The organism is Mesorhizobium loti, assembly GCF_013170705.1.
GTDB lineage: Bacteria > Pseudomonadota > Alphaproteobacteria > Rhizobiales > Rhizobiaceae > Mesorhizobium > Mesorhizobium loti_D.
The window spans coordinates 3,722,811-3,747,772 of the sequence record NZ_CP033334.1 but is presented as its reverse complement, the minus strand read 5'-3'; the positions used below and the strand labels follow the sequence as shown (position 1 = coordinate 3,747,772).

Annotated in this window: 25 protein-coding genes; 8 read left to right on the top strand and 17 right to left on the bottom strand. The window is 63.7% G+C overall.

Annotated elements, in window-relative coordinates:
* The first annotated feature begins 16 nt into the window (after positions 1-16).
* From EB815_RS18230 to EB815_RS18220, 3 genes are all read left to right on the top strand, one after another.
* Complete coding sequence (locus tag EB815_RS18230) at positions 17-949, top strand: alpha/beta fold hydrolase (RefSeq protein WP_056571982.1); 933 nt, start codon at positions 17-19, stop codon at positions 947-949.
* Positions 950-1,048: 99 nt separating this feature from the next.
* Positions 1,049-2,224 (top strand): CaiB/BaiF CoA transferase family protein, encoded by a 1,176-nt coding sequence (locus EB815_RS18225; RefSeq protein WP_056571980.1) that lies wholly within the window; start codon positions 1,049-1,051, stop codon positions 2,222-2,224.
* On the top strand, positions 2,221-3,870 hold the full coding sequence (locus EB815_RS18220; RefSeq protein WP_056571978.1) for a thiamine pyrophosphate-binding protein: 1,650 nt from the start codon (positions 2,221-2,223) through the stop codon (positions 3,868-3,870). The genes EB815_RS18225 and EB815_RS18220 overlap by 4 nt, the downstream gene beginning before the upstream one ends.
* Positions 3,871-3,913: 43 nt before the next feature.
* On the opposite strand, the gene EB815_RS18215 is transcribed toward EB815_RS18220, so the two are convergent.
* Positions 3,914-4,357 carry a CHRD domain-containing protein gene (locus tag EB815_RS18215; RefSeq protein ID WP_056571975.1) on the bottom strand — a complete coding sequence of 148 codons (444 nt, stop codon included), beginning with the start codon at positions 4,355-4,357 and terminating at the stop codon, positions 3,914-3,916.
* Between the two features lie 164 nt (positions 4,358-4,521).
* The gene (locus EB815_RS18210) at positions 4,522-5,805 is read right to left on the bottom strand and encodes a cystathionine gamma-synthase family protein (RefSeq protein ID WP_056571972.1); all 1,284 of its coding nucleotides are present in this window, start codon (positions 5,803-5,805) and stop codon (positions 4,522-4,524) included.
* 122 nt (positions 5,806-5,927) lie between these two features.
* On the opposite strand from EB815_RS18210, the gene EB815_RS18205 reads away from it, so the two are divergent.
* On the top strand, positions 5,928-6,386 hold the full coding sequence (locus EB815_RS18205; RefSeq protein ID WP_056571969.1) for an Lrp/AsnC family transcriptional regulator: 459 nt from the start codon (positions 5,928-5,930) through the stop codon (positions 6,384-6,386).
* A gap of 61 nt (positions 6,387-6,447) precedes the next feature.
* Here the strand turns inward: EB815_RS18205 and EB815_RS18200 are convergent, their stop codons facing one another.
* The 4 genes from EB815_RS18200 to EB815_RS18185 all read right to left on the bottom strand — a co-directional run bounded on the left by EB815_RS18200 (position 6,448) and on the right by EB815_RS18185 (position 10,601).
* Positions 6,448-7,419: an ABC transporter substrate-binding protein gene (locus tag EB815_RS18200; RefSeq protein WP_056571965.1), complete on the bottom strand. Its 972-nt coding sequence runs from the start codon at positions 7,417-7,419 to the stop codon at positions 6,448-6,450.
* A 41-nt stretch (positions 7,420-7,460) separates the two neighbouring features.
* Positions 7,461-8,615 (bottom strand): ABC transporter permease, encoded by a 1,155-nt coding sequence (locus tag EB815_RS18195; RefSeq protein WP_056571962.1) that lies wholly within the window; start codon positions 8,613-8,615, stop codon positions 7,461-7,463.
* On the bottom strand, positions 8,612-9,490 hold the full coding sequence (locus EB815_RS18190) for an ABC transporter permease (protein WP_056571956.1): 879 nt from the start codon (positions 9,488-9,490) through the stop codon (positions 8,612-8,614). The genes EB815_RS18195 and EB815_RS18190 overlap by 4 nt, the downstream gene beginning before the upstream one ends.
* 319 nt (positions 9,491-9,809) lie before the next feature.
* Positions 9,810-10,601 carry an ABC transporter ATP-binding protein gene (locus EB815_RS18185; protein ID WP_056571950.1) on the bottom strand — a complete coding sequence of 264 codons (792 nt, stop codon included), beginning with the start codon at positions 10,599-10,601 and terminating at the stop codon, positions 9,810-9,812.
* 130 nt (positions 10,602-10,731) lie between these two features.
* Between EB815_RS18185 and EB815_RS18180 the strand changes: the two genes are divergently transcribed.
* Positions 10,732-11,136, top strand: coding sequence for a cupin domain-containing protein (locus tag EB815_RS18180; protein ID WP_056571948.1), 405 nt, complete (start codon positions 10,732-10,734; stop codon positions 11,134-11,136).
* Between the two features lie 23 nt (positions 11,137-11,159).
* On the opposite strand, the gene EB815_RS18175 is transcribed toward EB815_RS18180, so the two are convergent.
* From EB815_RS18175 to EB815_RS18155, 5 genes are all read right to left on the bottom strand, one after another.
* Positions 11,160-11,537, bottom strand: a complete 378-nt coding sequence (locus EB815_RS18175; protein ID WP_056571945.1) for a hypothetical protein — start codon at positions 11,535-11,537, stop codon at positions 11,160-11,162.
* Position 11,538: 1 nt separating this feature from the next.
* Positions 11,539-12,990, bottom strand: a complete 1,452-nt coding sequence (gene hydA, locus EB815_RS18170) for a dihydropyrimidinase (protein WP_056571942.1) — start codon at positions 12,988-12,990, stop codon at positions 11,539-11,541.
* A gap of 66 nt (positions 12,991-13,056) precedes the next feature.
* A complete protein-coding gene (locus EB815_RS18165; protein WP_056571939.1) occupies positions 13,057-14,307 on the bottom strand; it encodes a Zn-dependent hydrolase in 1,251 nt (416 codons plus the stop codon).
* Entirely contained in the window at positions 14,308-14,721 is a 414-nt protein-coding gene (locus EB815_RS18160; protein ID WP_244494089.1) for an endonuclease domain-containing protein, read from the bottom strand.
* Positions 14,722-14,860: 139 nt separating this feature from the next.
* Positions 14,861-16,189 carry an aspartate aminotransferase family protein gene (locus EB815_RS18155; protein WP_056572164.1) on the bottom strand — a complete coding sequence of 443 codons (1,329 nt, stop codon included), beginning with the start codon at positions 16,187-16,189 and terminating at the stop codon, positions 14,861-14,863.
* 242 nt (positions 16,190-16,431) lie between these two features.
* Between EB815_RS18155 and EB815_RS18150 the strand changes: the two genes are divergently transcribed.
* Complete coding sequence (locus tag EB815_RS18150) at positions 16,432-17,067, top strand: TetR family transcriptional regulator C-terminal domain-containing protein (protein WP_056571933.1); 636 nt, start codon at positions 16,432-16,434, stop codon at positions 17,065-17,067.
* A 216-nt stretch (positions 17,068-17,283) separates the two neighbouring features.
* On the opposite strand, the gene EB815_RS18145 is transcribed toward EB815_RS18150, so the two are convergent.
* Positions 17,284-18,156 (bottom strand): helix-turn-helix transcriptional regulator, encoded by an 873-nt coding sequence (locus EB815_RS18145; protein ID WP_056571930.1) that lies wholly within the window; start codon positions 18,154-18,156, stop codon positions 17,284-17,286.
* Positions 18,157-18,260: 104 nt separating this feature from the next.
* On the opposite strand from EB815_RS18145, the gene EB815_RS18140 reads away from it, so the two are divergent.
* Entirely contained in the window at positions 18,261-19,094 is an 834-nt protein-coding gene (locus EB815_RS18140; RefSeq protein WP_056571926.1) for an SDR family oxidoreductase, read from the top strand.
* On the top strand, positions 19,091-19,813 hold the full coding sequence (locus EB815_RS18135) for an SDR family oxidoreductase (RefSeq protein ID WP_056571924.1): 723 nt from the start codon (positions 19,091-19,093) through the stop codon (positions 19,811-19,813). The genes EB815_RS18140 and EB815_RS18135 overlap by 4 nt, the downstream gene beginning before the upstream one ends.
* A gap of 154 nt (positions 19,814-19,967) precedes the next feature.
* On the opposite strand, the gene EB815_RS18130 is transcribed toward EB815_RS18135, so the two are convergent.
* The 5 genes from EB815_RS18130 to EB815_RS18110 form a co-directional block, all read right to left on the bottom strand.
* Complete coding sequence (locus EB815_RS18130; RefSeq protein WP_056571921.1) at positions 19,968-20,426, bottom strand: carboxymuconolactone decarboxylase family protein; 459 nt, start codon at positions 20,424-20,426, stop codon at positions 19,968-19,970.
* Positions 20,427-20,438: 12 nt separating this feature from the next.
* The gene (locus EB815_RS18125; protein WP_065005385.1) at positions 20,439-20,969 is read right to left on the bottom strand and encodes an RrF2 family transcriptional regulator; all 531 of its coding nucleotides are present in this window, start codon (positions 20,967-20,969) and stop codon (positions 20,439-20,441) included.
* A 396-nt stretch (positions 20,970-21,365) separates the two neighbouring features.
* On the bottom strand, positions 21,366-22,679 hold the full coding sequence (gene preA / locus EB815_RS18120; protein WP_056571919.1) for an NAD-dependent dihydropyrimidine dehydrogenase subunit PreA: 1,314 nt from the start codon (positions 22,677-22,679) through the stop codon (positions 21,366-21,368).
* Between the two features lie 12 nt (positions 22,680-22,691).
* Complete coding sequence (locus tag EB815_RS18115; RefSeq protein WP_056571916.1) at positions 22,692-23,534, bottom strand: class I SAM-dependent methyltransferase; 843 nt, start codon at positions 23,532-23,534, stop codon at positions 22,692-22,694.
* A gap of 5 nt (positions 23,535-23,539) precedes the next feature.
* Entirely contained in the window at positions 23,540-24,895 is a 1,356-nt protein-coding gene (locus tag EB815_RS18110; RefSeq protein WP_056571913.1) for an NAD(P)-dependent oxidoreductase, read from the bottom strand.
* Positions 24,896-24,962: the final 67 nt, after the last annotated feature.

The window sequence follows — 24,962 nt, the reverse complement described above, 5'->3', positions numbered from 1 at the left end:
GAGAGAACAGGCGGCCATGCCTTTCAGTCAACAACGCATGGTCCGCTCACCGACCGGGGCCGATCTCAATCTCCTCGTCAGGCATGCCGATGGCCGGCCACGTGCCGTCGTCCAGATCAATCATGGACTGGCCGAACACGCCGCGCGCTATGCCGGTTTCGCCGATTTCCTGGCCGCGCGCGGCCTCCACGCCTATGTCCACGATCATCGCGGCCATGGCGCGACCAAGGCGCCCGACGCGCCGCTCGGCAAGTTCGCCGACAAGGATGGCCCAGCCAAGGTGATCGCCGACGTCGATACCATCCATGACCTGATCGCCAGCGAATGCCCTGATCTGCCGGTCATCCTTTTCGGTCATTCGATGGGCGCGTCGATAGCGCTGAACTACCTTTTGAGCCACTCGCCGCGTGTCCATGCCGCCGCGATCTGGAACGGCAACTTCTCGCAAGGGCGGCTTGGGCAGGTAGCGCTCGGCATCCTTGCCTGGGAACGGATGCGGCTGGGCTCCGACGTCCCATCGCGCCTGCTGCCGAAACTCACCTTCCAGGCCTGGGGCAAGGCGGTGCCCAACCACCGCACGCCGTTCGACTGGTTGTCGCGCGACGAGGCCGAGGTGGCGAAATACATCGCCGATCCGCTGTGCGGCTGGGACGCCTCGGTGTCGATGTGGCACGATGTGGTCTCCATGGCGATGAACGGCGGCAAGGATGCCGGGTTCACGAGCGTGCGGCGCGACCTTCCGGTCGCGATCGTCGGCGGCGAGAAAGACCCCGCTTCGGACTACGGCAAGGGCATCACCCACCTTGCCAACCGCATGCTCAGGATGGGCTTTTCGAATCTCGTTTCAAAGGTTTACGCCGACACCCGCCACGAAAGCCTGAACGAGGTGAACCGCGACCTCATCATGGACGATTTCGCCGCTTGGGCCGACGGTGCCCTGAAGGCGTGACCGATTGGCCTATTGCAAGGGCCGTGACAGCCCTTGCCGGTCTTGGTAGAGCCTCTGCTCTCGCGGCAATCACGGTGATTGCCGCAATCATGGTGATTTATGGCTGAACCCCCGCTGAAAGGCGTCCGCGTCATCGAACTCGCCCGCATCCTGGCCGGCCCCTGGGCTGGACAGTTGCTCGCCGATCTCGGCGCCGATGTCATCAAGGTCGAAAGCCCCGACGGCGGCGACGACACCCGCAAATGGGGCCCGCCCTTCGTCATGAGCCATGACGGCGAGAACCTGTCGGCCGCCTATTACCATTCCTGTAATCGCGGCAAGCGCTCCATCGCCATCGACCTTTCGACGCCTGAGGGTGCGCAAACCATCCGCCGGCTGGTCGCCACATCGGATGTGCTGATCGAGAATTTCAAGCTCGGCGGGCTCAGGAAATACGGGCTCGACCATGACAGCCTGCGTCAGATCAACCCGCGCCTCGTCTATTGCTCGATCACCGGGTTTGGCCAGAACGGCCCGTATGCGCCACGCGCCGGCTACGACTTCATCATCCAGGCCATGGCCGGCATGATGTCGATCACCGGCGAGCCCGGCCGTGAACCGCAAAAGGCCGGCGTCGCCATCTCGGACATCTTCACCGGGCTTTATTCGGTCATCGCCATCCAGGCCGCGCTGCGGCAGGCCGACCAGACCGGCCAAGGCCAGCACATCGACATGGCGCTGTTCGACACGCAGATCTCGGCGCTCGGAAATCAGAACCTCAACTATCTCGTCTCCGGCAAGTCACCGGTGCAGATGGGCAATGCGCATATGAACATCGCGCCTTACGAGGTGGTGCCGGTCCGTGACGGCCACATCATCCTGGCGGTCGGCAATGACGGCCAATTCCAGAAATTCTGTGCCGCCGTAGGGCTGGACGATCTGTTCGTCAATCCCGACTTCGCCACCAACCCCGCCCGGGTCGCCAACCGGGTCGAGCTGCGCGCGCGCATCATCGAGGCGCTGAGCATACTTGATCGCGATCCGCTGCTGGCAAAGCTCGAAGCCGCCGGCGTGCCGGCGAGCCCGATCAACACGATCGGCCAGATGTTCGCCGACCCGCAGACGATCGCGCGCGGCATGCGGCTCGACCTCGACGACGGCCATGGCAACCGTCTGCCTTCCGTGCGCGCGCCGATGGTGATGTCGGGCACGCCGCTGGTCTATGAACGCCCTTCGCCGCGCCTAGGCGAACATACCGACGAAATCCTCGCTGAGCTGGAGAGATCAGGCAAATGAAGACTGGTGGACAACTGATCGTCGAAGCGCTGGAAGCGAACGGCACCGACCGCATGTTCTGCGTGCCGGGCGAATCCTATCTCGCGGTGCTCGACGCGCTGCACGACTCGGCGATCCGCACCATCGTCTGCCGCCAGGAAGGTGGCGCGGCGATGATGGCGGACTGCCAGGGCAGGCTGACCGGCAAGCCCGGCATCTGCTTCGTCACCCGCGGCCCCGGCGCCACCAACGCCTCGGCCGGCATCCACATCGCCATGCAGGATTCGGTCCCGCTCATCCTGTTCATCGGCCAGGTCGCCAGCCACGCCAAGGAACGGGAGGCGTTCCAGGAGGTGGACTATAAGAGGTTCTTCGGCGACATCGCCAAATGGGTGGTCGAGATCGACGATGCCTCGCGCATCCCGGAATTGGTCACTCGCGCTTTCGCCGTGGCGACATCGGGACGTCCCGGCCCGGTGGTCATCTCGCTGCCCGAGGACATGCTGACCAGCGTGGTCGAGGCGCCGGAGGCACTTCCCCACACGCCGGTCGAGACATATCCCGGCGCGGCCGAACTCGACGCGCTGGAGATGCTGCTTAACGGCGCCAAGCGCCCGTTCGTCATTCTCGGCGGCACGCGCTGGAATGAGGAAGCCGTGGCGCACATGCGCGCCATATCAGAGACATGGTCGCTGCCGGTCGGCTGTTCCTTCCGACGGCAGATGCTGTTCGATCATCTGCACCCGAACTATGCCGGCGATGTCGGCATCGGCATCAATCCGAAACTGGCCAACGCCATCAAACAGGCAGACCTCGTGCTGCTGATCGGCGGCCGCATGGGCGAAATGCCGTCTTCGGACTACACCTTGCTGAAAAGCCCCTACCCCGACCAGGCGCTGGTCCATGTTCACGCCGATGCCGGCGAACTCGGCCGCGTCTATCGGCCGACGCTGGCGATCAACGCCTCGCCCTCGGCTTTCGTCGAGGCTTTCGCCAAGCGCAGACCGGCCGCGACACCAGGCTGGGAGGACGAGCCGGCGAAACTGCACGCCGCCTATCTCGAATGGTCGACACCACCGGAAACCGGCCCCGGCACGGTCCAGATGGGGCCGATCATGAACTATCTGGAGAAGGTACTTCCCGACGATGCCATTCTCACCAACGGCGCCGGCAACTACGCCACCTGGGTGCATCGCTTCCACCGCTCCCGCCGCTTCGGCACACAAGCAGCGCCGACATCGGGTTCGATGGGCTATGGCACCCCGGCCGCCGTCGCCGCCAAGGCGCTGTTCCCGGAGCGCACCGTGATCGCTTTTGCCGGCGACGGCTGCTTCCTGATGAACGGCCAGGAATTCGCCACCGCCGTGCAATATGACCTGCCGATCGTCGTCATCGTCGTCAACAACGGCATCTACGGCACGATCCGCATGCACCAGGAGCGCGAATATCCCGGCCGTGTCGTCGCCACCGGCCTCAAGAACCCCGATTTCGCATCGCTGGCCCGCGCCTATGGCGGCCATGGCGAGACAGTCGAGAAGACGGCTGATTTCGCGCCCGCCTTCGAGCGAGCCCGCGCCAGCGGCAAGCCGGCGATCGTCGAAATCAGGCTCGATCCGGAAGCCATCACGCCGACGCGCACGCTGACTCAGATCCGCGACAAGGCGTGATTCAAAAAGGGGCTGATATCAGCCCCTTTTTGAAGTGCTTTCGCTACTTCGCTGCCTCGATCTGGCCGCGGATCTCGCCATCCTTGTTGGCGGCGGTGTGGACGTTGACATAATAATTGCCGGCCGCAAGGTCGGCAGCCTGTGCGTCCGTCAGCGTCGCGGACCCCTTGATCGGGCTCTTGAGCTTGCCTTTGAACGGGATGACGGGAGCGGCATTCGCACCCATCGCCGCCGGGCCGTGAATATGCGCTGCAACAGCCGGTCCGCTGAGGCCGGAATATTTCACGTTCCAGCTGAGCTTCTTCTTGGTGGTGTCGAAGGTGAGCGTGGCGGTGCCCTTGCCCTTGGTGGTTACGGGCGGGCTCTGTTGGCTGCCATCGAGCGTCGCCTTGTACTTCACCACCTCGGCCATGGCCGGGGACGCGAAGAAGAAAGCGGTCGAAATGGCCAACGCCGAAAGTACCGGCAAGATGGAATATGTGCGCATTAAGGACCTCCGTGGCTGTCGCATGCGTCGCGAGCCCCCGTCGCGCGCATGCCTCAACTGGAACGGTTGGACGGTCCAATGTTTCCCTGCACACGGTTTTGTGACCGGGAAAGCAGCAAAAGAGGCGATCGCTCGCCCTTTTCCGAAAGTCGGAAGAGTGGCTGTCAGACCGCCGCCAGCGCCTGCGTCAGGTCGGCGATCAGATCGTCCGGATGTTCGACGCCGATCGACAGCCTGACCGTGGTCTCGAGCACCCCGATGCGCTGTCGCACGTCGAAGGGAATGCCGGAGTGGGTCATCGCCGCCGGGTGGCTGGCGAGCGATTCCGTGCCGCCGAGGCTTACCGCCAGCTTGAAGATCTGCAGGGCGTTGAGGAAGGCGAAGGCCGCCTTCTCACCGCCCCTGATGTCGAAAGAGAAGGTCGAGCCGGCGCCGCTGCATTGCGCCCTGTAGGTGCGGCCAGCCGGCGTATCCTCGCCCAGGAACGGCAGATAATGCACCTTCTCGACCTTGGCGTGATCGCGCAGGAATTCGGCGACCAGGCGCGCATTGTCGTTAGCCCGCTCCATGCGGATCGACAGCGTCTCAAGCGAACGGCCGAGCATCCAGCAGGAATGCGGGTCGAGCTGCGTGCCGATCGCGCCACGCAGCGCCTTGATCGGCTTGGTGACCGCCTTGCTGCCCATGGCCGCGCCCGCGATCAGGTCGGAATGGCCGCCGACATATTTGGTCAGCGAATAGACCGAGACGTCGGCGCCGTGCTCGATCGGCCGCTGGAAGACGGGACCGAGCAGCGTGTTGTCGCAGACGATGATCGGCCTTGAGCGCTGCCCGGCACCGATCTCGTCGGCGATCGTCTTGATCAGCGCAATGTCGACCAGGCTGTTGGTCGGGTTCGATGGCGTCTCGATCAAAATGACCGAAACACGGCCCTTCGCCACCGCGGCATCGGCCGCGGCGCGCACCGCTTTCTCGTCGACACCGTCGGCAAAGCCGACTGCGCCGATGCCGAATCCGGAAAGCGTGCGCGTGAGCAGCGTCTCGGTGCCGCCATAGAGCGGCTGCGAATGCAGGATGACATCGCCCGGGCGGGCATAGGCGAGCAGCGTCGTGGCGATCGCCGACATGCCGGATGAGAACAGGATGCAGGCATCCCTCCCCTCATAGACCGCCAGCCGATCCTCGACGATCTCGCTGTTGGGATGGTTGAAGCGCGAATAGACCAGGCCCGACACCGTGCCGCTCGGCGGCTCCTTGCGGCCGGATGTGTAGTCGAAGAAGTCGCGTCCCTCTTCCGCCGATTTGAACACGAAGGTCGAGGTCAGGAACACCGGCGGCTTGACCGCGCCCTCCGAAAGTTGCGGATCGAAGCCGTAGCTCAGCATCAGCGTCTCCGGATGGAGCTTGTGGTTGCCGATATGGGTTTTCGACGGGCGCGGCGCGGTCATGACTCTTCCTGTTTTTCGAGGGGTATTCCGCCGCAATTTATGCGATCCCGATCAGCCAGTCCTTGCTATTCCTGGGCTTGCATGGCTGCATGTCGGCAACAATTTGCCGCGAGAGAGCGAAAGTGCAGCAGAAGATAGCCGACGACTTCGACCTCAGGATTCTCAGGGAATTGCGGGCGGATGCCCGCATCACCAACAACGAGCTTGCCGAGCGCATCGGCCTGTCGCCGTCGCCTTGCCTCAGGCGTGTGCGGCGGCTGGAGGAGACCGGCGTCATCAGGGGCTACACAACGCTGGTCGACCCCGCCGCCTTCGGCTGGAGCATGGTCGCCATCGCCACCATCCGGCTCAGCCGGCAGAACGAGGACGAGATCGTCATGTTCGAGGAGGCGATCCGCGGCTGGGAAGAGGTGTTGGAGTGCCACCTCGTTACCGGTTCGCGCGACTATGTGCTGAAGGTGGTGACCGGCAGCCTGGAACAGTATGAGCGCTTCATCAAGGAAAAGATCGCGCGGCTGAAATGCGTCGCCTCGATCGAAACCAGCTTCGTCATGAACACCATAAAGGAACGGCGCCTCTGAGGCGCCGTTCCATCTGGTCGTTTGAGCATGATCTTTCCGGGATCACGCTCCCACAGGCCCATTATTTGATCGCCTTGTCGGTGATCGCCGTCGTGTAGGCGCCTTTCGGCTCCTTGGTGATGATCTTCTGGTCGAGCAGCGCCTTGGCGGTGCGCTCGTAGGTCGCCGGGTCGAGCTTGCCATCGGCATTGTCGATCAGCTTGGCGACTTCGCTCATCATCCGCTTCTGGTGGTTCTCGTCCTGGCCGCCGCCGTCCATGACGATGCCGGCGGCTTCGTCATTGTTGTCGACGGCATATTTCCAGCCCTTCATCGAGGCGCGCACGAAACGAACCATCTTGTCCTCGAAGGCCGGGTCCTTGAGCTTGTCTTCCGAGGCATAGAGCCCGTCCTCGAGCAGGTCGTTGCCCATCGCCGAGTAGTTGAACACGGTCAGCTGTTCCGGCTTGTAGCCGGCGTCGATCAGCTGCCAGTACTCATTGTAGGTCATGACCGAGATGCAATCCGCCTGCTTCTGGATCAGCGGCTGCACGTCAAAGCTCTGCTTCAAGACCGTGACGCCGTCCGGGCCGCCGTCGGTCTTCAGGCCAAGCTTGTTCATCCAGGCGTAGAACGGATATTCGTTGCCGAAGAACCAGACACCGAGCGTGTGGCCCTTGAAGTCGGCTTCGGTCTTGATCGGGCCGTCCTTCGGGCAGACCAGTTCCATGCCGGCCTTCTTGAACGGCTGGGCAATGTTGACCAGCGGCACACCCTTTTCGCGCGCGGCCAGTGCGCCGCCCATCCAGTCGACGATCACGTCGGCGCCGCCGCCGGCGATCACCTGCTCGGGCGCAATGTCCGGGCCGCCCGGCTTGATGTCGACGTCGAGACCCTCGGCCTCGTAGAAACCCTTGGCCTTGGCGACATAGTAGCCGGCAAACTGGGCCTGCGTGACCCATTTCAACTGCAACGTCACCTTGTCGGCGGCCATCGCCTGGAACGCGGCCAGCGACATCGCGCCGGCCAGAACGGGAATAATCAGTTTTTTCATTCTTTTACCCTCTGAAGTTAGTGCCCTTAAACCCACCGCCCCTATCCACCACGGACAGAGGGATGCCAAAACGTGACGGCTCTTTCGACAAGAGCGACCACGCCATAAAAGACCGAACCCGCAAGTGCTGCAACTGCGATTTCGGCCCAGACCATGTCGATGTTCATCCGCCCGACCTCGGTCGAGATGCGGAAGCCCATGCCGACCACGGGCGTGCCGAAGAACTCGGCGACGATGGCGCCGATCAGCGCCAGCGTCGAGTTGATCTTCAGCGCGTTGAAGATGAAGGGGGCCGCCGCCGGCAGCCTGAGCTTGATCAGCGTCGGCCAGTAACCCGACGCATAGGTGCGCATCAGGTCGCGTTCCATATGGCCGGAGGCGGCCAGGCCGGCGACCGTGTTCACCAGCATCGGGAAGAAGGTCATGATGATGACGACAGCCGCCTTGGACTGCCAGTCGAAGCCGAACCACATCACCATGATCGGCGCCACGCCGATGATCGGCAGTGCCGAGACCATGTTGCCGATCGGCAAGAGCCCGCGCCGCAGGAACGGCACGCGGTCGGCGAGGATCGCGGTGATGAAACCGGCGCCGCTGCCGACGACATAACCGAAGAGCACCGCCTTGAAGATGGTCTGCCGGACATCGGCGCCGAGCACCGGCAGCGAGCTCGCGATGCGCGCGCCGATGGCGCTGGGCGGCGGCAGCAGGATGAAGGGGATGCCTGCGCCGCGCGTCACCGCTTCCCAGATGATCAGGATCCAGGCGCCGAATATGGCCGGGATGATCAGCCGCAGCGCGTTGCGGGCCAAGCTCCTCATCGGACGAAGGCTGGACAGCACCGCCACGCAGCGCCAGCCAAGCAGCCAGGCGGCCGCGAGCAGCAGGAAATAAGGTGCCAGTGCCGTGCCTTCGAACCCCGCGATGCCCGAGATCAGCAGCCAGGCAACGAGATGGGCGCCGACAAACAGCACGACCGCCTCTGCAAGCGGTGGAATCCTGATCATCGAGATCAGTGCCGCCACGATCGCCAGGCCGAGCATCAAACCCTTGGTTCCGAGATAGGGATAGTTGATGCTCGCTGTCGGGTCCGCGAGCGCTGCCGCTTCCGGCTTCGACATCGCGCCGAGGGCGACCGCGATCAGGCAGAGCAGGATCGCCAGCACCGCTTGCCAGGAGGGTTTCAACCAGTTCATGCCGGCCTCCCGCCCATGGCGCGGTCGACGAGGCGGCCGGCAATGCCGACCACCATGACCAGAAGTGCCGCCACGATGGAACCCGCAACCAGCGCCGACCAGATGTCGATGGACTGGCTGTAATAGGCGCCGGCGAGCAGCTTGGCGCCGATGCCGGCGACCGCGCCGGTAGGCAGTTCGCCGACGATGGCGCCGACCAGGCTTGCCGCCACCGCCACCTTCATCGAGGTGAACAGGAACGGCACCGAGGCCGGGACACGCAATTTCCAGAAGGTCTGCGCACGGCTTGCATTGTAGGTGTGCATCAGGTCGAGATGCATGATCTCGGGCGAGCGCAATCCCTTCACCATGCCGACGGTCACCGGGAAGAACGACAGATAGGTCGAGATCATCGCTTTCGGGATCAGGCCGGTGATGCCGATCGCCGCCAGCACGACGATGATCATCGGCGCCACCGCAAGGATCGGAATGGTCTGCGAAGCGATGATCCACGGCATCAGGCTGCGGTCCAGCGTCGCCACATGCACGATGCCCACGGCGATGATTATGCCGAGCGCGGTGCCGAAGGCGAAGCCGAGCAGTGTCGACGACAGCGTCACCCAGGCGTTGTAGACGAGGCTGCGGTTCGAATTGATGGGCCGCAGGAAGGTGTTTTCAAAGAAATTCACCGCCACCTGATGCGGCGCCGGGAGCGTCGGCTTCGGCTGGGCCAGCGTCTTGCCGATGAATTCGACCGTGCCGGGGGTTTCGTTGGCACGAGTGTCGAGATCGCGCTGGAATGGCGTGTTGAGGATGACGGCCATGACGTACCAGAGCACGACCACGCCGGCCAGGATCGAGGTGACAGGGACGAGCTTGTCGCGGAAGGAGTCCATCTAGCGCTCCCCCTCTCCTCTCCCCGCCGGGGAGAGGATGGCCGGAGCGAAGCGGAGGACGACCACCTGTTTCTTCGTCATCCTAGGGCGAAGCAAGGAGCGAAGCGACGCGGCGCAGACCCTAGGATCCATGCCGTTACCTCTATGTTCCGCAACGGTGCGGAACACGGCACCCTTTGCGCGACCGCGGCTGGAAGCCGTTCTCCGCCGGTTTGACCCCTCGCCCGACGTCACGGCATGGATCCTAGGGTCTGCGCGACGCTTCGCGCCGCTCCGCCCTAGGATGACGAACGCGTAGGACGTTCTCTGGCGAGGGCACTCAATCATCATAGCTGTGCCCTGCCCGCAGACCATCGCGCACGCGCGCGGCGATCGCCAGAAACTCCGGCGTTTCGCGGATGTCGAGCGGCCGCTCCTTCGGCAGTGTCGATTCGATGATGTCGCTGACACGCCCCGGGCGCGGTGACATGACCACGATGCGCGTCGAGAGGTAGACGGCTTCCGGAATGGAGTGGGTGACGAAGCAGATGGTCTTGTTGGTGCGCGCCCACAGTTGCAGCAATTGCTCATTGAGATGGTCGCGCACGATCTCGTCCAGCGCGCCGAATGGCTCGTCCATCAACAAGAGGTCGGCGTCGAAGGCGAGCGCACGCGCGATCGAGGCGCGCTGCTGCATGCCGCCGGAAAGCTGCCAGGGGTATTTCTTCTCGAAGCCCGAGAGGTTGACGAGGTCGAGCGTGCGCTTGATGCGCTCCGCCTGCTCCGCCCTGGAGAGGCCCATGATCTCCAGTGGCAGCGCGACATTGCGTTCGATCGTGCGCCACGGAAACAGCGCCGCGGCCTGAAAGACATAGCCATAGGCGCGCTTCTCGCGGGCCTGCTCCGCGGTCATGCCGTTGACCGAGATCGTCCCCGATGTCGGTTTCTCCAGGTCGGCGATGACGCGCAGCAGCGTGGTCTTGCCGCAACCCGACGGCCCGATGAAGGAGACGAATTCTCCCTTGCCGATGGTCAGGTCGACATTGGACAGCGCCTGGACCGGTCCGTCATTGGTCTGGAAGGTGAGGCCAAGTTTGCTTGCCGCGACGACGGCTGGCGAAATTCCGGTCATCGGCTGCCGCCTGCCTGTTCCCGCCCCTGCGGCGCCGTCCGGATTCCGATTGCTTTTATAGCGATGTTGTTTTCCACTCGCCCAGTCCCATTGGTCTTGTCCCACTCAAATCGACGCCCGGAGTTCCCCGATGTCGCCCAAACCCACTTGCCATCTTATCCGCCCTGAAAGCACTTATGAAGGCAAGCAGGGTTTGACCTATTTCGCCGGCATTGCCACGGAATCGGTCGGCTCCTCCGGCATCTGCATGCACGTTCTCACCATGCCGCCCGGCGCCCGCGCCAAGGCGCATCTGCACGAGAGCCATGAGACGGCGATCTATGTGCTCTCCGGCGAGGTCCATACTTGGTATGGCGACCGGCTCGAACACCACATCGTCGTCAAGGCTGGTGACCTCTTCTACATTCCAGCCGGCGTGCCGCATCTGCCGGCCAATCTGAGCAACGCCCCGTCTTCGGCCGTCATTGCCCGCACCGATCCCAACGAACAGGAAAGCGTCGTCCTGCTGCCGGAACTGGATGCGCTGGTCGCCTGAAGTCGACGCAAAGGCTCGTGCCGTCATTTGCACCGAGAGACTTCGCCCATGACGTTGCCGTCCTCATCGGCGATCACCAATCTCTTCGCGTTCTTGGCGCTCTTCCTGATGGTGAACTGGCCGGGCGTCTCGCCCTCCTCGCCCTCCGCCTGGCAACTGGCCTTCACAACCAGCGACCCGTCGGCCTGGACCTTTTTTTCGGTGAAGGTGCAAGCGCTCGCCACCGTGACGAATGCCTCGCTGGTCAGAAGCAGCATGTCCTCGGCATAGACCTCTTGGCCGTTCTTGTTGATGCAACCGGACTTGTTGCCATAAGGCTTGCTGAGGTCGATGCCGGCCGCCGTCGCCTGGCTTGCCGCCAGAACCATAAAAGCGCTGACAAGAAGTCCCCCGCGCCGCATCTCAAACCCCCGTCGCCGGGATGCCTGTGCGTTCCACCTTGCGCGGCGCGGTGATCTCCTTCCACGTCGACAGCGCGCGGTTGACCGCGGCGTTCGGCTCGCGCCCGACGAACTGGCCGTGGCCGGGCCTGGCCTTCACCTCGGTCTCCTCGATCGACAGTTCGCCGCGCGAGAAGACGAAGCGTGGCAGGCCGGTCACCTCGACGCCTTCGAAGACATTATAGTCGATGACGGACTGCTGCTTCTTGGCTGCGATCGTCTTCTTGCGCTTCGGATCCCAGACGATGATGTCGGCGTCAGCACCTTCAACGATGGCGCCCTTTTTCGGATACATGTTGAGGATTTTTGCGATGTTGGTCGAGGTCACCGCGACGAACTCGTTCATCGTCAGCCGCCCGGTGTTGACGCCCTTGGTCCACAGCACCGGCAAACGGTCCTCGAGCCCACCGGTGCCGTTCGGTATCTTGGTGAAATCGCCGACGCCGAAGCGCTTCTGCTTGGTGGTGAAGGCGCAATGGTCGGTCGCCACCACCTGCAGCGACCCGGCCTGCAGGCCGGCCCACAGCGAATCCTGGTGCAGTCTGTTGCGGAAGGGCGGGCTCATCACGCGCCGCGCGGCATGGTCCCAGTCCTTGTCGAAATACTCGCTCTCGTCCAGCGTCAGGTGCTGGATCAGCGGCTCGCCGAACACGCGCATGCCCTTCTGCCGCGCCCGGCGGATGGCCTCGTGGCTCTGCTCGCAGGAGACATGCACGACATAGAGCGGCACGCCGGCCATGTCGGCGATCATGATGGCGCGATTCGTGGCCTCGCCCTCCACTTCCGGCGGGCGTGAATAGGCGTGACCCTCGGGGCCGTTGTTGCCGGCGGCGAGCAGCTTCTGCGACAGGGCAGCAACCACGTCGCCATTCTCGGCATGCACCAGCGGCAGCGCGCCAAGGTCGGCGCAGCGTTGAAACGACGCGTACATCTCGTCGTCATCCACCATCAGCGCGCCCTTGTAGGCCATGAAGTGCTTGAAGGAGGTGATGCCCTTGTCGACGACGGTCGCCATCTCGTCGAACACCTGCTTGCCCCACCAGGTGATCGCCATGTGAAAGGAGTAGTCGCACGACGCCTTGGAGGTCTTGTTGTCCCACATCTGCAAGGCTTCGAGCAGCGATTGCTGCGGCGCCGGCAGGCAGAAATCGACCACCATCGTGGTGCCGCCGGCAAGGGCCGCACGCGTGCCGGACTCGAAATCATCGGCCGAATAGGTGCCCATGAAAGGCATTTCGAGATGGGTGTGCGGGTCGATGCCGCCCGGCATCACATAGCAGCCGGTGGCGTCGTACTCATGGTCGCCATGCAGGTCGGAGCCGATGGCGACGATCTTGCCGTGGCTGAACAGCACGTCGGCCTTCCAGCTGCGGTCAGCGGTGACGACGGTGCCGTTCTTGATGACTTTGGTCATTTTCGTGTTCCCTTGTTCTTTTCGCGCTTCTTCGTGAGCAGCGTTTGGAATCTGGATGTCTAAAGCTCACTCCACGATGACAGCCGTCTCCACCACAGCATGGAACAGCACGTCGGCGCCCGCGCTCGCCCATTCCTTGGTAATTTCCTCGGCCTCGTTGTGGCTCAGCCCATCGACGCAGGGGCACATCACCATTGCGGTCGGCGCCACGCGATTGATCCAGCAGGCATCGTGGCCAGCACCCGAGACGATGTTGCGGTGGGTGTAGCCAAGCCGTTCGGCGGCATCGCGGATAGCCTTCACGCAGCCGGCATCGAAGGTGACCGGATCGAAATGGCCGACCTGCTCGACCTTGTACTGGATATCCAGCGCCTCGCAGATCGTGTCGATGCCTTCGCGGATGCGGCCATCCATGGCGTCCAGCACTTCTTTCTCGGGCGAGCGTATGTCGATGGTGAAGACGGTGCGGCCGGCGATGATGTTGCGCGAGTTGGGATAGACCTCCATGTGGCCGACCGCGCCGACGGCGTCGGGCTGGTAGTCCATGGCGATCTCATGCACCAGTTCGATCACGCGAGCCATGCCGAGCCCGGCATTGCGGCGCTTGGGCATCGGCGTCGAGCCGGTATGCGCCTCCTTGCCGGTCAGCGTCACCTGCAGCCATTTCAGGCCCTGGCCGTGGGTGACGACACCGATGTCGATGTCTTCGTCCTCAAGGATCGGGCCCTGCTCGATATGCAGTTCGAAGAAGGCGTGGATCTTGCGATCGCCAACCTTCTCGGTGCCCTTCCAGCCGATACGCTCCAGCTCTTCGCCGAATTTCTTGCCGTTCTTGTCCGTGTGCTCGTAGACATCGGCCTGGTCGAGCACGCCGGCGAACACGCCCGACGCCATCATCGCCGGTGCGAAGCGCGAGCCTTCCTCGTTGGTCCAGTTGGTGACGACGATCGGATGTTTGGTCTTGATGCCGAGATCGTTGAGCGAGCGCACGACTTCCAGCCCGCCCAGAACGCCGAGCACGCCGTCATATTTGCCGCCTGTCGGCTGCGTGTCGAGATGGCTGCCGACATAGACCGGCGGCAGGCTGGGATCGGTGCCCTCGCGGCGGGCAAACATGGTGCCCATCTCGTCGACGCCCATTTCGAGCCCGGCGGCCTCGCACCAGCGCTTGAACAGATGCCGACCCTCGCCATCCTCGTCGGTCACCGTCTGGCGATTGTTGCCGCCGGCAATGCCGGGGCCGATCTTCGCCATCTCCATCAGCGAATCCCACAAACGGTCTGAATTGATTCGCAGATTCTCGCCGGGTGCGGCCATTCAAAACCTCTCCAATTGCGCGGCGTCCCCCTCCCCCTCGAGGGGAGGGTGGCCGCGAAGCGGTCGGGTGGGGTCGCCTGACATAAGCTCGCCCTTCCCCTTGACCAACTGCGCGACATGCCAAGCGCTGTTTATGACATCGGGCTCGTCAACGCGAAAGATATCGAACCCGAGCGAACGCAGATAGGCATCACGAACAGCGTCGTGCCGTTTGCCCTTTGCGTGTTCGTGCAGATCGCCATCCACTTCGACCACCAGCTTCACACCAAAACAGGCGAAGTCGACGATGTATGCTCCAATCGGGCACTGGCGGCGGAATTTAATACCGGTCGATTTCAGCTCGCGCAGTTCATACCAGAGCAGGGATTCGCCCTTGGTCGCGTGAACTCGAAGCGCGCGCGCCTTCTGGCGCATTTCGAAGCTTACGCGAGTCCCGGGCATCAACGGCGGCCTCGCGGCAAAAGATCAGGTCGGCGCCCGGTCGCACCGACCCCACCCGACCGCTTCGCGGCCACCCTCCCCTCGAGGGGGAGGGATATCCGCGCCCAGATCTTCAATCGATCGACCTCAATACTTCACGCACATGGTCGATCAGTTCGTTGATCTGGCCCTTGGTGATGATCAGCGGCGGCGACAGCGCGATGATGTCGCCGGTGGTGCGGATCAGCGCGCCGCGTTCGAACGCCTTGACGAAGGCCGAGAAGGCGCGCTTGGTCGGGCTGCCGGCGATCGGCGCCAGTTCGATCGCGCCGATCAGGCCGATGTTCCTGATGTCGATGACATGCGGCTCGTCCTTCAGCGAGTGCAGCGCGTCTTCCCAATAAGGCGCCAGTTCCTCGCCGCGGGTAAGCAGGCCTTCTTCCTTGTATGTATCGAGCGTGCCCAGTGCGGCCGCACAGGCGATCGGATTGCCCGAATAGGTGTAGCCGTGGAAGAACTCGATCATGTGCTCGGGACCGGTCATGAAGGCGTCGTGGATTTCCTTCTTCACGAACACCGCGCCCATCGGGATGACGCCGTTGGAGACGCCCTTGGCCGTGGTCATGATATCTGGCGTGACGCCAAAATAGTCGGCCGCGAACGGCGCGCCGAGACGGCCGAACCCGGTGATGACCTCGTCGAAGATCAGCAGGATGCCGTGCTTGGTGCAGATTTCGCGCAGCTTCTGCAGATAGCCCTTGGGCGGCAGGATGACGCCGGTGGAGCCGGCGACCGGCTCGACGATGACAGCGGCGATGGTCGAGGCGTCGTGCAGCGCGACGATGCGCTCCAGCTCGTTGGCGAGCTCCGCGCCATGTTCCGGCACGCCCTTGGAGAAGGCGTTCTTCTCCGGCAGATGCGTGTGCGGCATGTGGTCGACGCCGCCGAGCAGCGTGCCGAACATCTTGCGGTTGGTGACGATGCCGCCGACCGAGATACCGCCGAAATTGACACCGTGATAGCCGCGCTCGCGGCCGATCAGGCGGGTGCGCGAGCCCTCACCCTTCATCCGGTGATAGGCGATCGCCATCTTCAGCGCGGTCTCGACCGACTCCGAACCGGAATTGGTGAAGAACACGTGGTCCATGCCCTTGGGCGCGATGTCGACCAGGCGGTTGGCCAGTTCGAACACGATGGGATGGCCCATCTGGAAGGCAGGCGCGTAGTCGAGTTCGGCGGCCTGGTGCTGGATCGCCTCGGTGATCTTCGGCCGGCAGTGGCCGGCATTGACGCACCACAGGCCCGCCGTGCCGTCCAGCACCTTGCGGCCATCGCTGGTCGTGTAATGCATGTCCTTGGCGGACACGAACATGCGTGGCGCCTGCTTGAACTGCCGGTTTGCCGTGAACGGCATCCAGAATGCACTGAGATCGTTCGGCGTGACTTTCAGCCGGTTGGACATGACCAAGACTTCCCCTTGTAACCTGTTTCGGTGCGTCCAACGCTTGGTCTTTGCGCCGTTTTCATGCTACGCAAATTTTTGACCGATTGGACAAACGTTAGCACCGCCCTGTCGGCGGTCAAGGGATTACTAGCGGAAATGCGGCTCCTGAAGTGCGTTCCACAGCCTGGGGAAAAACTGGTCCAGAGAATTGGTCCAGATGACCTTGAACACGAGACTTGGCAACGCGAGGGCCCGCAACGGTGAACACCGGCACGGAAGCCCCCCGCCGCACACGCATCCAGCAGGAAAAGCGCGAAGTCATCCTGGAGGCCGCGCTCGAGGTGTTCTCCACAAACGGCTTCCGAGGCTCAACCATAGACCAGATCGCCGAAGCCGCCGGCATGTCGAAGCCGAACCTGCTCTATTACTTCCGCCGCAAGGAAGACATTCACGAGACTTTGATGCAGCGCCTGCTCGACACCTGGCTGGCGCCGTTGCGCGAGCTCGATGATATCGGCGATCCCATGACCGAGCTCAGGAGCTACATCCGGCGCAAGCTCGAAATGGCGCGCGATTTCCCGCGCGAGAGCCGGCTGTTCGCCAACGAGATCCTGCAAGGCGCGCCGCGCATCATGCCGCTGCTGGCCGGCGAATTGAAGACGCTGGTCGACGAGAAGGCATCCGTCATCAAGGGCTGGATGCGTGCCGGCAAGATCGCCAAGACCGACCCCTGGCACCTGATCTTCTCGATCTGGGCGACGACGCAGCACTATGCCGATTTCGACGTCCAGGTCCGCGCGGTGCTGGGACCGAACCGCGGCGGCGACGGCCGCTTCGAGGACGCGGCGCGGTTTCTGGAGCAGTTGTTTCTCGAGGGGCTGAAGCCGAAGGGCTAAATGGTTTCGGTATTCCAGGGCGAAGCAAGGAGCGAAGCGACGCGGCGCAGACCCTAGAATCCATGCCGCGACTTCGACGCGCGGCAACGGTCCAGAATTCTGCTCCGCTGCGCTCCACGGCCAAGGTCACGGAATGGATCCCAGGGTCTCCGCGACGCCGCTTCGCGGCTGCTCCGCCCTAGGATGACGAAGCGGAGGGGGCTGCGGCCAACAACGCTACGCGCTGCGCCGCTCGACCGGCAGCGCGTCCAGCAATGTCTGCAGCTTTGCGATCGAGTTCTGCTCGGCGAGCGGCGTATAGACGATCAGCTTCATGTCCGAGCCGTCATCGATCGACAGGCTCATATGCTCGAACACCATCGGACCGGCCGCGGGGTGGCGCAGGTGCTTCATGCCGGACAGCCGGTGCACGACGTCGCGCTGCGGCCACCATTCCCGGAACTCGGGACTTGAGCGCATCATCAGCGCGATCAGCCGCTCGAAATCCGGATCGCCGACATACTTCGCGCTCTCGGCGCGGAACGCGGCGAGAGAAGCGCGGGCCACCTGCTCCCAGTCGACCAGCAGATGCCGCCGGTGCGGATCGGTGAAAACGCCATGGATGATGTTGCGGGCGTCGCCCTCCAACAGGCCGTAGTCGCCGAAAATGGCAACAGCCGCGTCATTCCAGGCCAGCACGTCCCAGCGCGGGCCGACCACATAGGCGGGCTGCAGAACCAGGCTTTGCAGCATGTGCAGCAAGGGCCCGTCGACCTTCGCCGGCACGATGCGCCGCCGCTCTGGCTGCTGGCGGCCGGCAAGCGTGAACAGATGCCGCTTCTCAGCCGGGTCCAGCCGCAGTGCCTCGCTGAGCGCCGTCAGCACCTCCACCGAAGGGCGCACGTCCCTGCCCTGCTCCAGCCAGGTGTACCAGGTGGTCCCGACGCCGGCGATCATTGCCACTTCTTCGCGGCGCAGGCCCGGCGTTCGCCGCCTGAGGCCTGTCGCGATACCGGTTGCCGAGGGCGTCAGCCTCTCGCGTCGCGAGCGCAGGAAAGCGCCGAGTTCGCGCCGGCGGCTGTCTTCAGCGGAATGAGAGGGAGCATCCATGACGCTTATTATAGCAGTACTGATACCAGGATAAAGTTTGAACTGTTTGAGGCCTGCCGGATGTCCGATCTTCGAGCCGGAGCGACGAAATGGAGGCTCCGGACATGGACCTGCAAGACAAGACAATCCTCATCACCGGCTCGACCGACGGCGTCGGCCGCGTCGTGGCGCAAAGACTGGGCGCCGCCGGCGCGCGCGTGCTGGTGCACGGCCGCGATGCCAAGCGCGGCAAGGCCGTGGTCGCCGAAATCGAGGCCGCCGGCGGCAAGGCCGAGTTCTTCGCCGCCGACCTCGCCTCGCTGGCCGAAATTCGCCGCCTCGCCGAGGCGGTGCGTTCCCGAACGGACCGGCTCGACATCCTCATCAACAATGCCGGCATCGGCACGGCCGGCGCCAAGCGGCAGGTCAGCGCCGATGGCTACGAACTGCGCTTCGCGGTCAACTATCTCGCCGGTTTCCTGCTGACCTCGGACCTTCTGCCGTTGCTGAAGGCGAGTGCGCCGGCGCGCATCGTCAATGTCGCTTCGGCCGGCCAGCAGGCAATCGACTTCGGCGATGTAATGTTGGCCGGCAACTATAGCGGCGTGCGCGCCTACTGCCAGAGCAAGCTGGCCCAGATCCTGTTCACCATCGATCTGGCGGAAGAGCTGAAAGGCACCGGCGTCACCGTCAACGCGCTGCATCCGGCGAGCTACATGAACACCACCATGGTCCGGCAAGCGGGGGTGACGCCATGGAGTTCGGTCGAAACCGGCGCCGACGCGATCGTCAATCTCGCGACCTCATCCGCGCTTGAAGGGCGCAGCGGCCTCTATTTCGACGGCCTGCGCGAATCCCGCGCCGACGCCCAGGCCTACGACGCCAGGGCAAGACAGCAATTGCGGAGCTTGAGCCTCGACCTTGTCGGGCTGGCAACAGCGAAGGAAGAACATTCATGACCGGCAAGACAGAACACACAGTCATCATCGGCGGCTCATCCGGCATCGGCCTGGCCACCGCGCGCAAGCTGATCGGGCCGGGCATGAAGGTAACGATCACCGGGCGCAACCAGGACAAACTCAACGGCGCCTGGAAGAACCTTGGCGGCGCCGCGGAAAAGGCCGCGTTCGATGCTTCAAAGCCGGATGAAGTGCGTCAGTTCTTCGAGCGCCTCGGCCCGTTCGACCATCTTGTTCTGGCGGCGAGCGGCGGCAAGGGCCTTGGCCCCTTCGAGACCCTCGACCTTGCAGACATAGGCAGTGGCGTCGAGGAGAAGGTGCGGCCGCAACTGTCCTGCCTGCAGGCAGCCCTGCCGACGCTCAGCAAGACCGGATCGGTCACCTTCATATCGGCGGTATCGGCTCAGGTCGCCATGCCAGGCATCGCCGGCATCGGCGCCATCAACGGCATGTTGCTGACCGTGGCGCCGATCCTGGCGGTCGAACTGAAGCCGCTGCGCGTCAACGTCGTGGCGCCCGGCGTCATCGACACGCCGTGGTGGGACTTCTTGCCCGACGAGCAGCGGCAGGCGGTCTTCGCCGAATATGCCGGCAAGACTCCCGTGGGCAGGATCGGCCGCGCCGAGGATGTCGCCTCGGCGATAGCCTTCCTCGTCTCCAACGGCTTCATGACCGGCCAGGTCCTGACCTGCGATGGCGGGCTGAGGTTTGCGGCATAGGCGGCAGGTCCAATGCACGGCGGCAATCACGATGCGCCGCCGAGCAACAGGCGGCCGAGGAACAACGGGGTCGAAGGCAAATCGACGGGCATCAAACGCCCCTTTGAAAACTGTGGGAGCGCCGCCTCGGCGGCGCTCCCATGGCGCTGGAAAATCAGGCTGCCTTGGCGGCCGGCATCGGATGAATGGCGTGGAACGGGATGCAGAGCCGGTTCCAGGTGTTGATCATGCCGAGCGCAACCGACAGCTTGACGAGTTCCTCGTCCGAGAAATGCTCGAGCGTACGGGCATAGAGCTCGTCCGATACGCCATTGTTGGCGATCAGGGTCACCGCCTCGGTCCAGGCGAAGGCCGCGCGCTCACGTTCGGAGAACAGCGGCGATTCCCTCCAGGCAGAGACGAGATAAAGCCGCTGCTCTGTCTCTCCGTCGCGCCTCGCCTCGCGGCTGTGCATCTCGACACAGTAGGAACAGCCATTGATCTGCGAGGCCCTGAGCTTGATCAGGTGCAGCAGCCTCACCTCCAGCCCGCATTCGTCGACCGCCTTGTTGAGCGCCGACACCGCCTTCATGATCTCGGGCGCCTTGGCGAAGAATTGCATCCTCTGTTTCATCTTGATGTCCTTTCACATCTGCTTTGGATTTCGCGGGGTGGAACTGGATTTCTGGGGCCGTTGATGACGCGCGACGAAGGCGCAGCTCGCTGCGTACGATCTGGGATCCCCTTCCGCGGCGTAATCCGCCACGATGTCGGACAGCTTCGTCTCGGCGAGCGCTGCCCGATAGGCGCGTTCGGCTTTCAGCATCGCGGCGTTGATGCCGCAGGGTTTGACATAGGCCGAGGCGTCGAGCTTGACCGGGCCGTTGCGGCGGATCTCACCGCAGCGAAAGGCCGGTTCACGCCCCTCGATGGCCAGCACGATGTCGAGCAGCGTGATGCTCTCCGCCGGCCGCGCCAGCCGGTAGCCGCCCGCCGGTCCCGGCACCGATTCCAGGATTCGCTCCGCGCACAGCATGTTGAGATGCTTCAGCAGATAGCTCGGCGACAGGCCAAAGGACTCGGCAAGAGCCGCACCCGGCATGGTGCTGTTTCCGTCCACGCTGGCCAGTGTGGCCGCACAGTGGATGGCCGCTTCAACGCCCTCGCCAAGCTTCATGATGCCGATCTCCAATTCATGGATATCTTTTATCGTGGATAATTTTTATCTGCAATAAGAAAATGCAGCCCTGCTTTTGAAACGAGAATACGTGGATGGCGAAATCGGAAATGACAGCGTCTTTCTCCCCGTCACTATACGGGGAGAAATGCCCGGCAGGGCAATGAGGGGCAGCGCCAACTTAGCGATCTGATGACTAAGACCATACAAAAGCGCCCTGTGCGAACGCACAGGGCGCTTGAGCCAGATCGTCAGGGACGCATGAAATGCGGGACTGGCGGGCAGATCATCTCAAAGGTCGCACGGCCCCTCATCCGCCTACCGGCACCTTCTCCCCGTATAGTGACGGGGAGCAGGGAGCTACTGAGTCCTCGGCGCCCTTCTCGTGACGAATCCCTACTCCGCCGCCACCTTGGCCATCGGATTGTTCGGGTGCGTCGTCCAGTTGGCATAGATTGGCGACACCGGCTTGCCGGTGCGCTCATCCATGGCCCCGGCGGCCAGCGGCTCCATGGTGATGCAATTGTCGACCGGGCAGACATTGACGCACAGATTGCAGCCGACACACTCGGCCTCGATCACCTCGAAATGCCTGACGCCGTTGACCATGTTGGTGATCGCCTGGTGCGAGGTGTCCTCGCAGGCGATGTGGCAGCGGCCGCATTTGATGCAGGCGTCCTGGTCGATACGCGCCTTGGCGACATAGTTGAGGTTGAGATACTGCCAGTCGGTGACGTTGGGCGTGGCGCGACCGATGACGTCGTCGAGCGAGCGGTGGCCCTTCTCGTCCATCCAGTTCTCGAGACCGGCGATCATCTCCTGCACGATCTTGAAGCCATAGGTCATGGCCGCCGTGCACACCTGCACATTGCCGGCGCCAAGCGCCAGGAATTCGGCGGCGTCGCGCCAGGTGGTAATGCCGCCAATGCCCGAGATCGGCAGGCCGCGGGTCTCGGGATCGCGCGCGATTTCGGCCACCATGTTCATGGCGATCGGCTTCACCGCCGGGCCGCAATAGCCGCCATGCGAGCCCTTGCCGTCGATGGTTGGCATCGGCGCGAAGCTGTCGAGATCGACACCGGTGATCGAATTGATGGTGTTGATCAGCGACACCGCGTCGGTGCCACCCGCGTGCGCCGCCCTCGCGGGCTTGCGGATATCCGTGATGTTGGGCGTCAGCTTGGTGATGACGGGCATGCGCGTGTACTGCTTGCACCAGCGCACCACCATTTCGATATATTCCGGCACCTGACCGACGGCCGCACCCATGCCACGTTCCGACATGCCGTGCGGGCAGCCGAAATTGAGCTCGATGCCGTCGGCACCGGTCTCTTCGACCAGTGGCAGGATGGATTTCCAGCTCTCCTCGACGCAAGGCACCATGATCGAGGCGATCAGCGCGCGGTCGGGCCAATCCATCTTGACCTGCTTCATCTCGCGCAGATTGGTCTGCAGGTCGCGGTCTGTGATCAGCTCGATGTTGTTGAGGCCGAGCAGGCGCCGGTCCGCACCCCAGATCGCGCCATAGCGCGGGCCGTTGACGTTGACCACCGGCGGGCCTTCCTCGCCCAGCGTCTTCCACACCACGCCGCCCCATCCTGCCTTGAAGGCGCGGATGACGTTGTAGGCCTTGTCGGTCGGCGGCGCAGAGGCCAGCCAGAACGGATTGGGCGATTTGATGCCGACGAAATTGTTGCGGATGTCAGCCATGACAGGTCCCTTTCAACGGAGACGAAGGAGCAGTTCCACGGGTGCAAGAATGCCGCCTTCAAGCGCGGCGGTGATATTGGCGATCTTGGTGCGGGCGCTCTCGCCCATGATGAGGCCGACGCCGGGCGGCGGTTTTTTGCCTTCTGCTTGCGCGGCGGCCATCCGAGCACGCACAGTGGCGAAGAATTCGATGGCAAAGGCGCCGCGTGGCCGCTCGGCGGTTACCGAGAACCCCGCGGCTGCAGCGGCCGCGCGATAGTCACCGGGCGTGGCAACGAAGGACATGGTTTCATCCGATGCCCATGGCAGCGGATAGGTCAGCGTGCCGCCCTTGAGCCGCATCACATCATAAACGGCGAAGACGCCGCCCGGACGGAGCACGCGCGCGGCTTCGCTCATCAGCTTTTTCTTGTCCGGAAGGTTCATGCCGACATGCAGGATCATGGCCGCGTCGAAGCTGGCGTTTTGGAACGGCATGTCCAAGGCGCTGCCCTGCACGAAGTGCGTCCTGTCGGCCATTCCCGTGCGCTTCGACAGGCTGGTCGCGATGTCGACATAGCTTTGCGTGAGATCGATGCCGGTAACATCAGCGCCGGCTTCGTTGGCGGCAAAGCGGGCCGGACCACCCACCCCCGATCCGATATCGAGCAGCCTGGCTCCAGGCTTCAAACCCATCTGCCCGATGAGTTCCCTTGTGGCGGCGATGCCGCCAATGTGGAATTCGTCGACCGCTTCAAGATCGCCCGCACTTAGATGGGCAACGTCCACGCCCGTATCGGCGAGCGCGGCAAGGATGCGCTGCTCGAGACCCGATATGTCGTAGTGACGGGCGACGCCCGGTTCCACCGTGGCCATGATCCTTATCCCTGCGTCAGACTCCTGTGTATGCTCTCCGCCGCATCGCGCCCTTGCGCCACGGCGGAGACGGTCAGGTCGTCGCCACCAAAGATGCAGTCGCCGCCGGCCCAGACTTTCGCCAGCGAGGTACGCCCTTCCGCGTCGACCTTGATACGGCCGGCTTCGAGCTCGATCGAGGCACCGCTGCCGTTGAGGGCGGCCGGGACAAAGCTCTGGCCGATCGCCTTGAACACCTGGTCGGCGACCAGCGTCAGCGTCTCGCCGGTGCCTGCGAGCCTGTCGCCCTTCAATGCCGTGTATTCGAGTTCGATGCCCGACACCTTGCCGGCCTCGGCGATCACCCGCTTCGGCTGCAGCCAGTGGCGGATGGTGACACCGTTGGCGGCGGCCAGGTCCTGCTCGAACTCGGAGGCGTTCATATGCTCCTGGCCGCGCCGGTAACAGATCGTCACCTCCTCGGCGCCGAGCAGCTTCGACTGCACGGCCGCGTCGATCGCCGTCATGCCGCCGCCGATGACGACGACGCGGCGGCCAACCGGCAGGCCGGCGAGATCGGCGGCCTGGCGCAGTTCGGCGATGAACTCCACCGCGTTGATGACGCCGGCGGCATCCTCGCCATCGGCGCGCAGCGCATTGACGCCGCCAAGCCCCATGCCGAGGAACACCGCGTCGTAATTGCGGATCAGGTCGGAGAGCTGGTAGTCGCGGCCGAGCGCCTTGCCGTTCTGGATGTCGATGCCACCGATCGCCGTGACATAGTCGACCTCGGCCTGGGCGAAATCGTCGACGCTCTTGTAGGCGGCGATGCCATACTCGTTGAGGCCGCCGGCCTTCGGGCGCGCTTCCAGGATGGTCACGTCATGGCCATGGCGGGCGAGCCGGTGCGCGGCGGCAAGACCGGCCGGGCCGGCGCCGACCACGGCAACGGTCTTCCCCGTCGCCGCGGCGCGCGCATAAAACTGTTTGTTCTCGGCCATCGCGACATCGGTGGCGTAGCGCTGCAGGCGGCCGATCTGCACCGGCTTGCCCTCCGCCACCTCGCGCACGCAGACCTCTTCGCACAGCGTTTCGGTCGGGCACACGCGGGCGCACATGCCGCCAAGGATGTTCTGGTCGAAGATGGTCTTGGCCGAGCCGATCGGATTGCCGGTCGAGATCTGGCGGATGAACAGCGGAATGTCGATCGAGGTCGGGCATGCGTTCATGCACGGCGCGTCGTAGCAGAAATAGCAGCGGTCGGATTCGACCAGCGCCTCGTGGTGATCGAGCGGCGGATGCAGGTCGGAAAAATTATCCGCATACTGCTCGGCCGCGAGCCGGCCGCCGGCAATACCTTCCTTGAACTGGCCTTCTGGCATTGTCAGTTCCCCATGTTTTGTTTTGGGGAAGGCTAGCACGTTTTATTTTTTTATCAATTGGTCAATT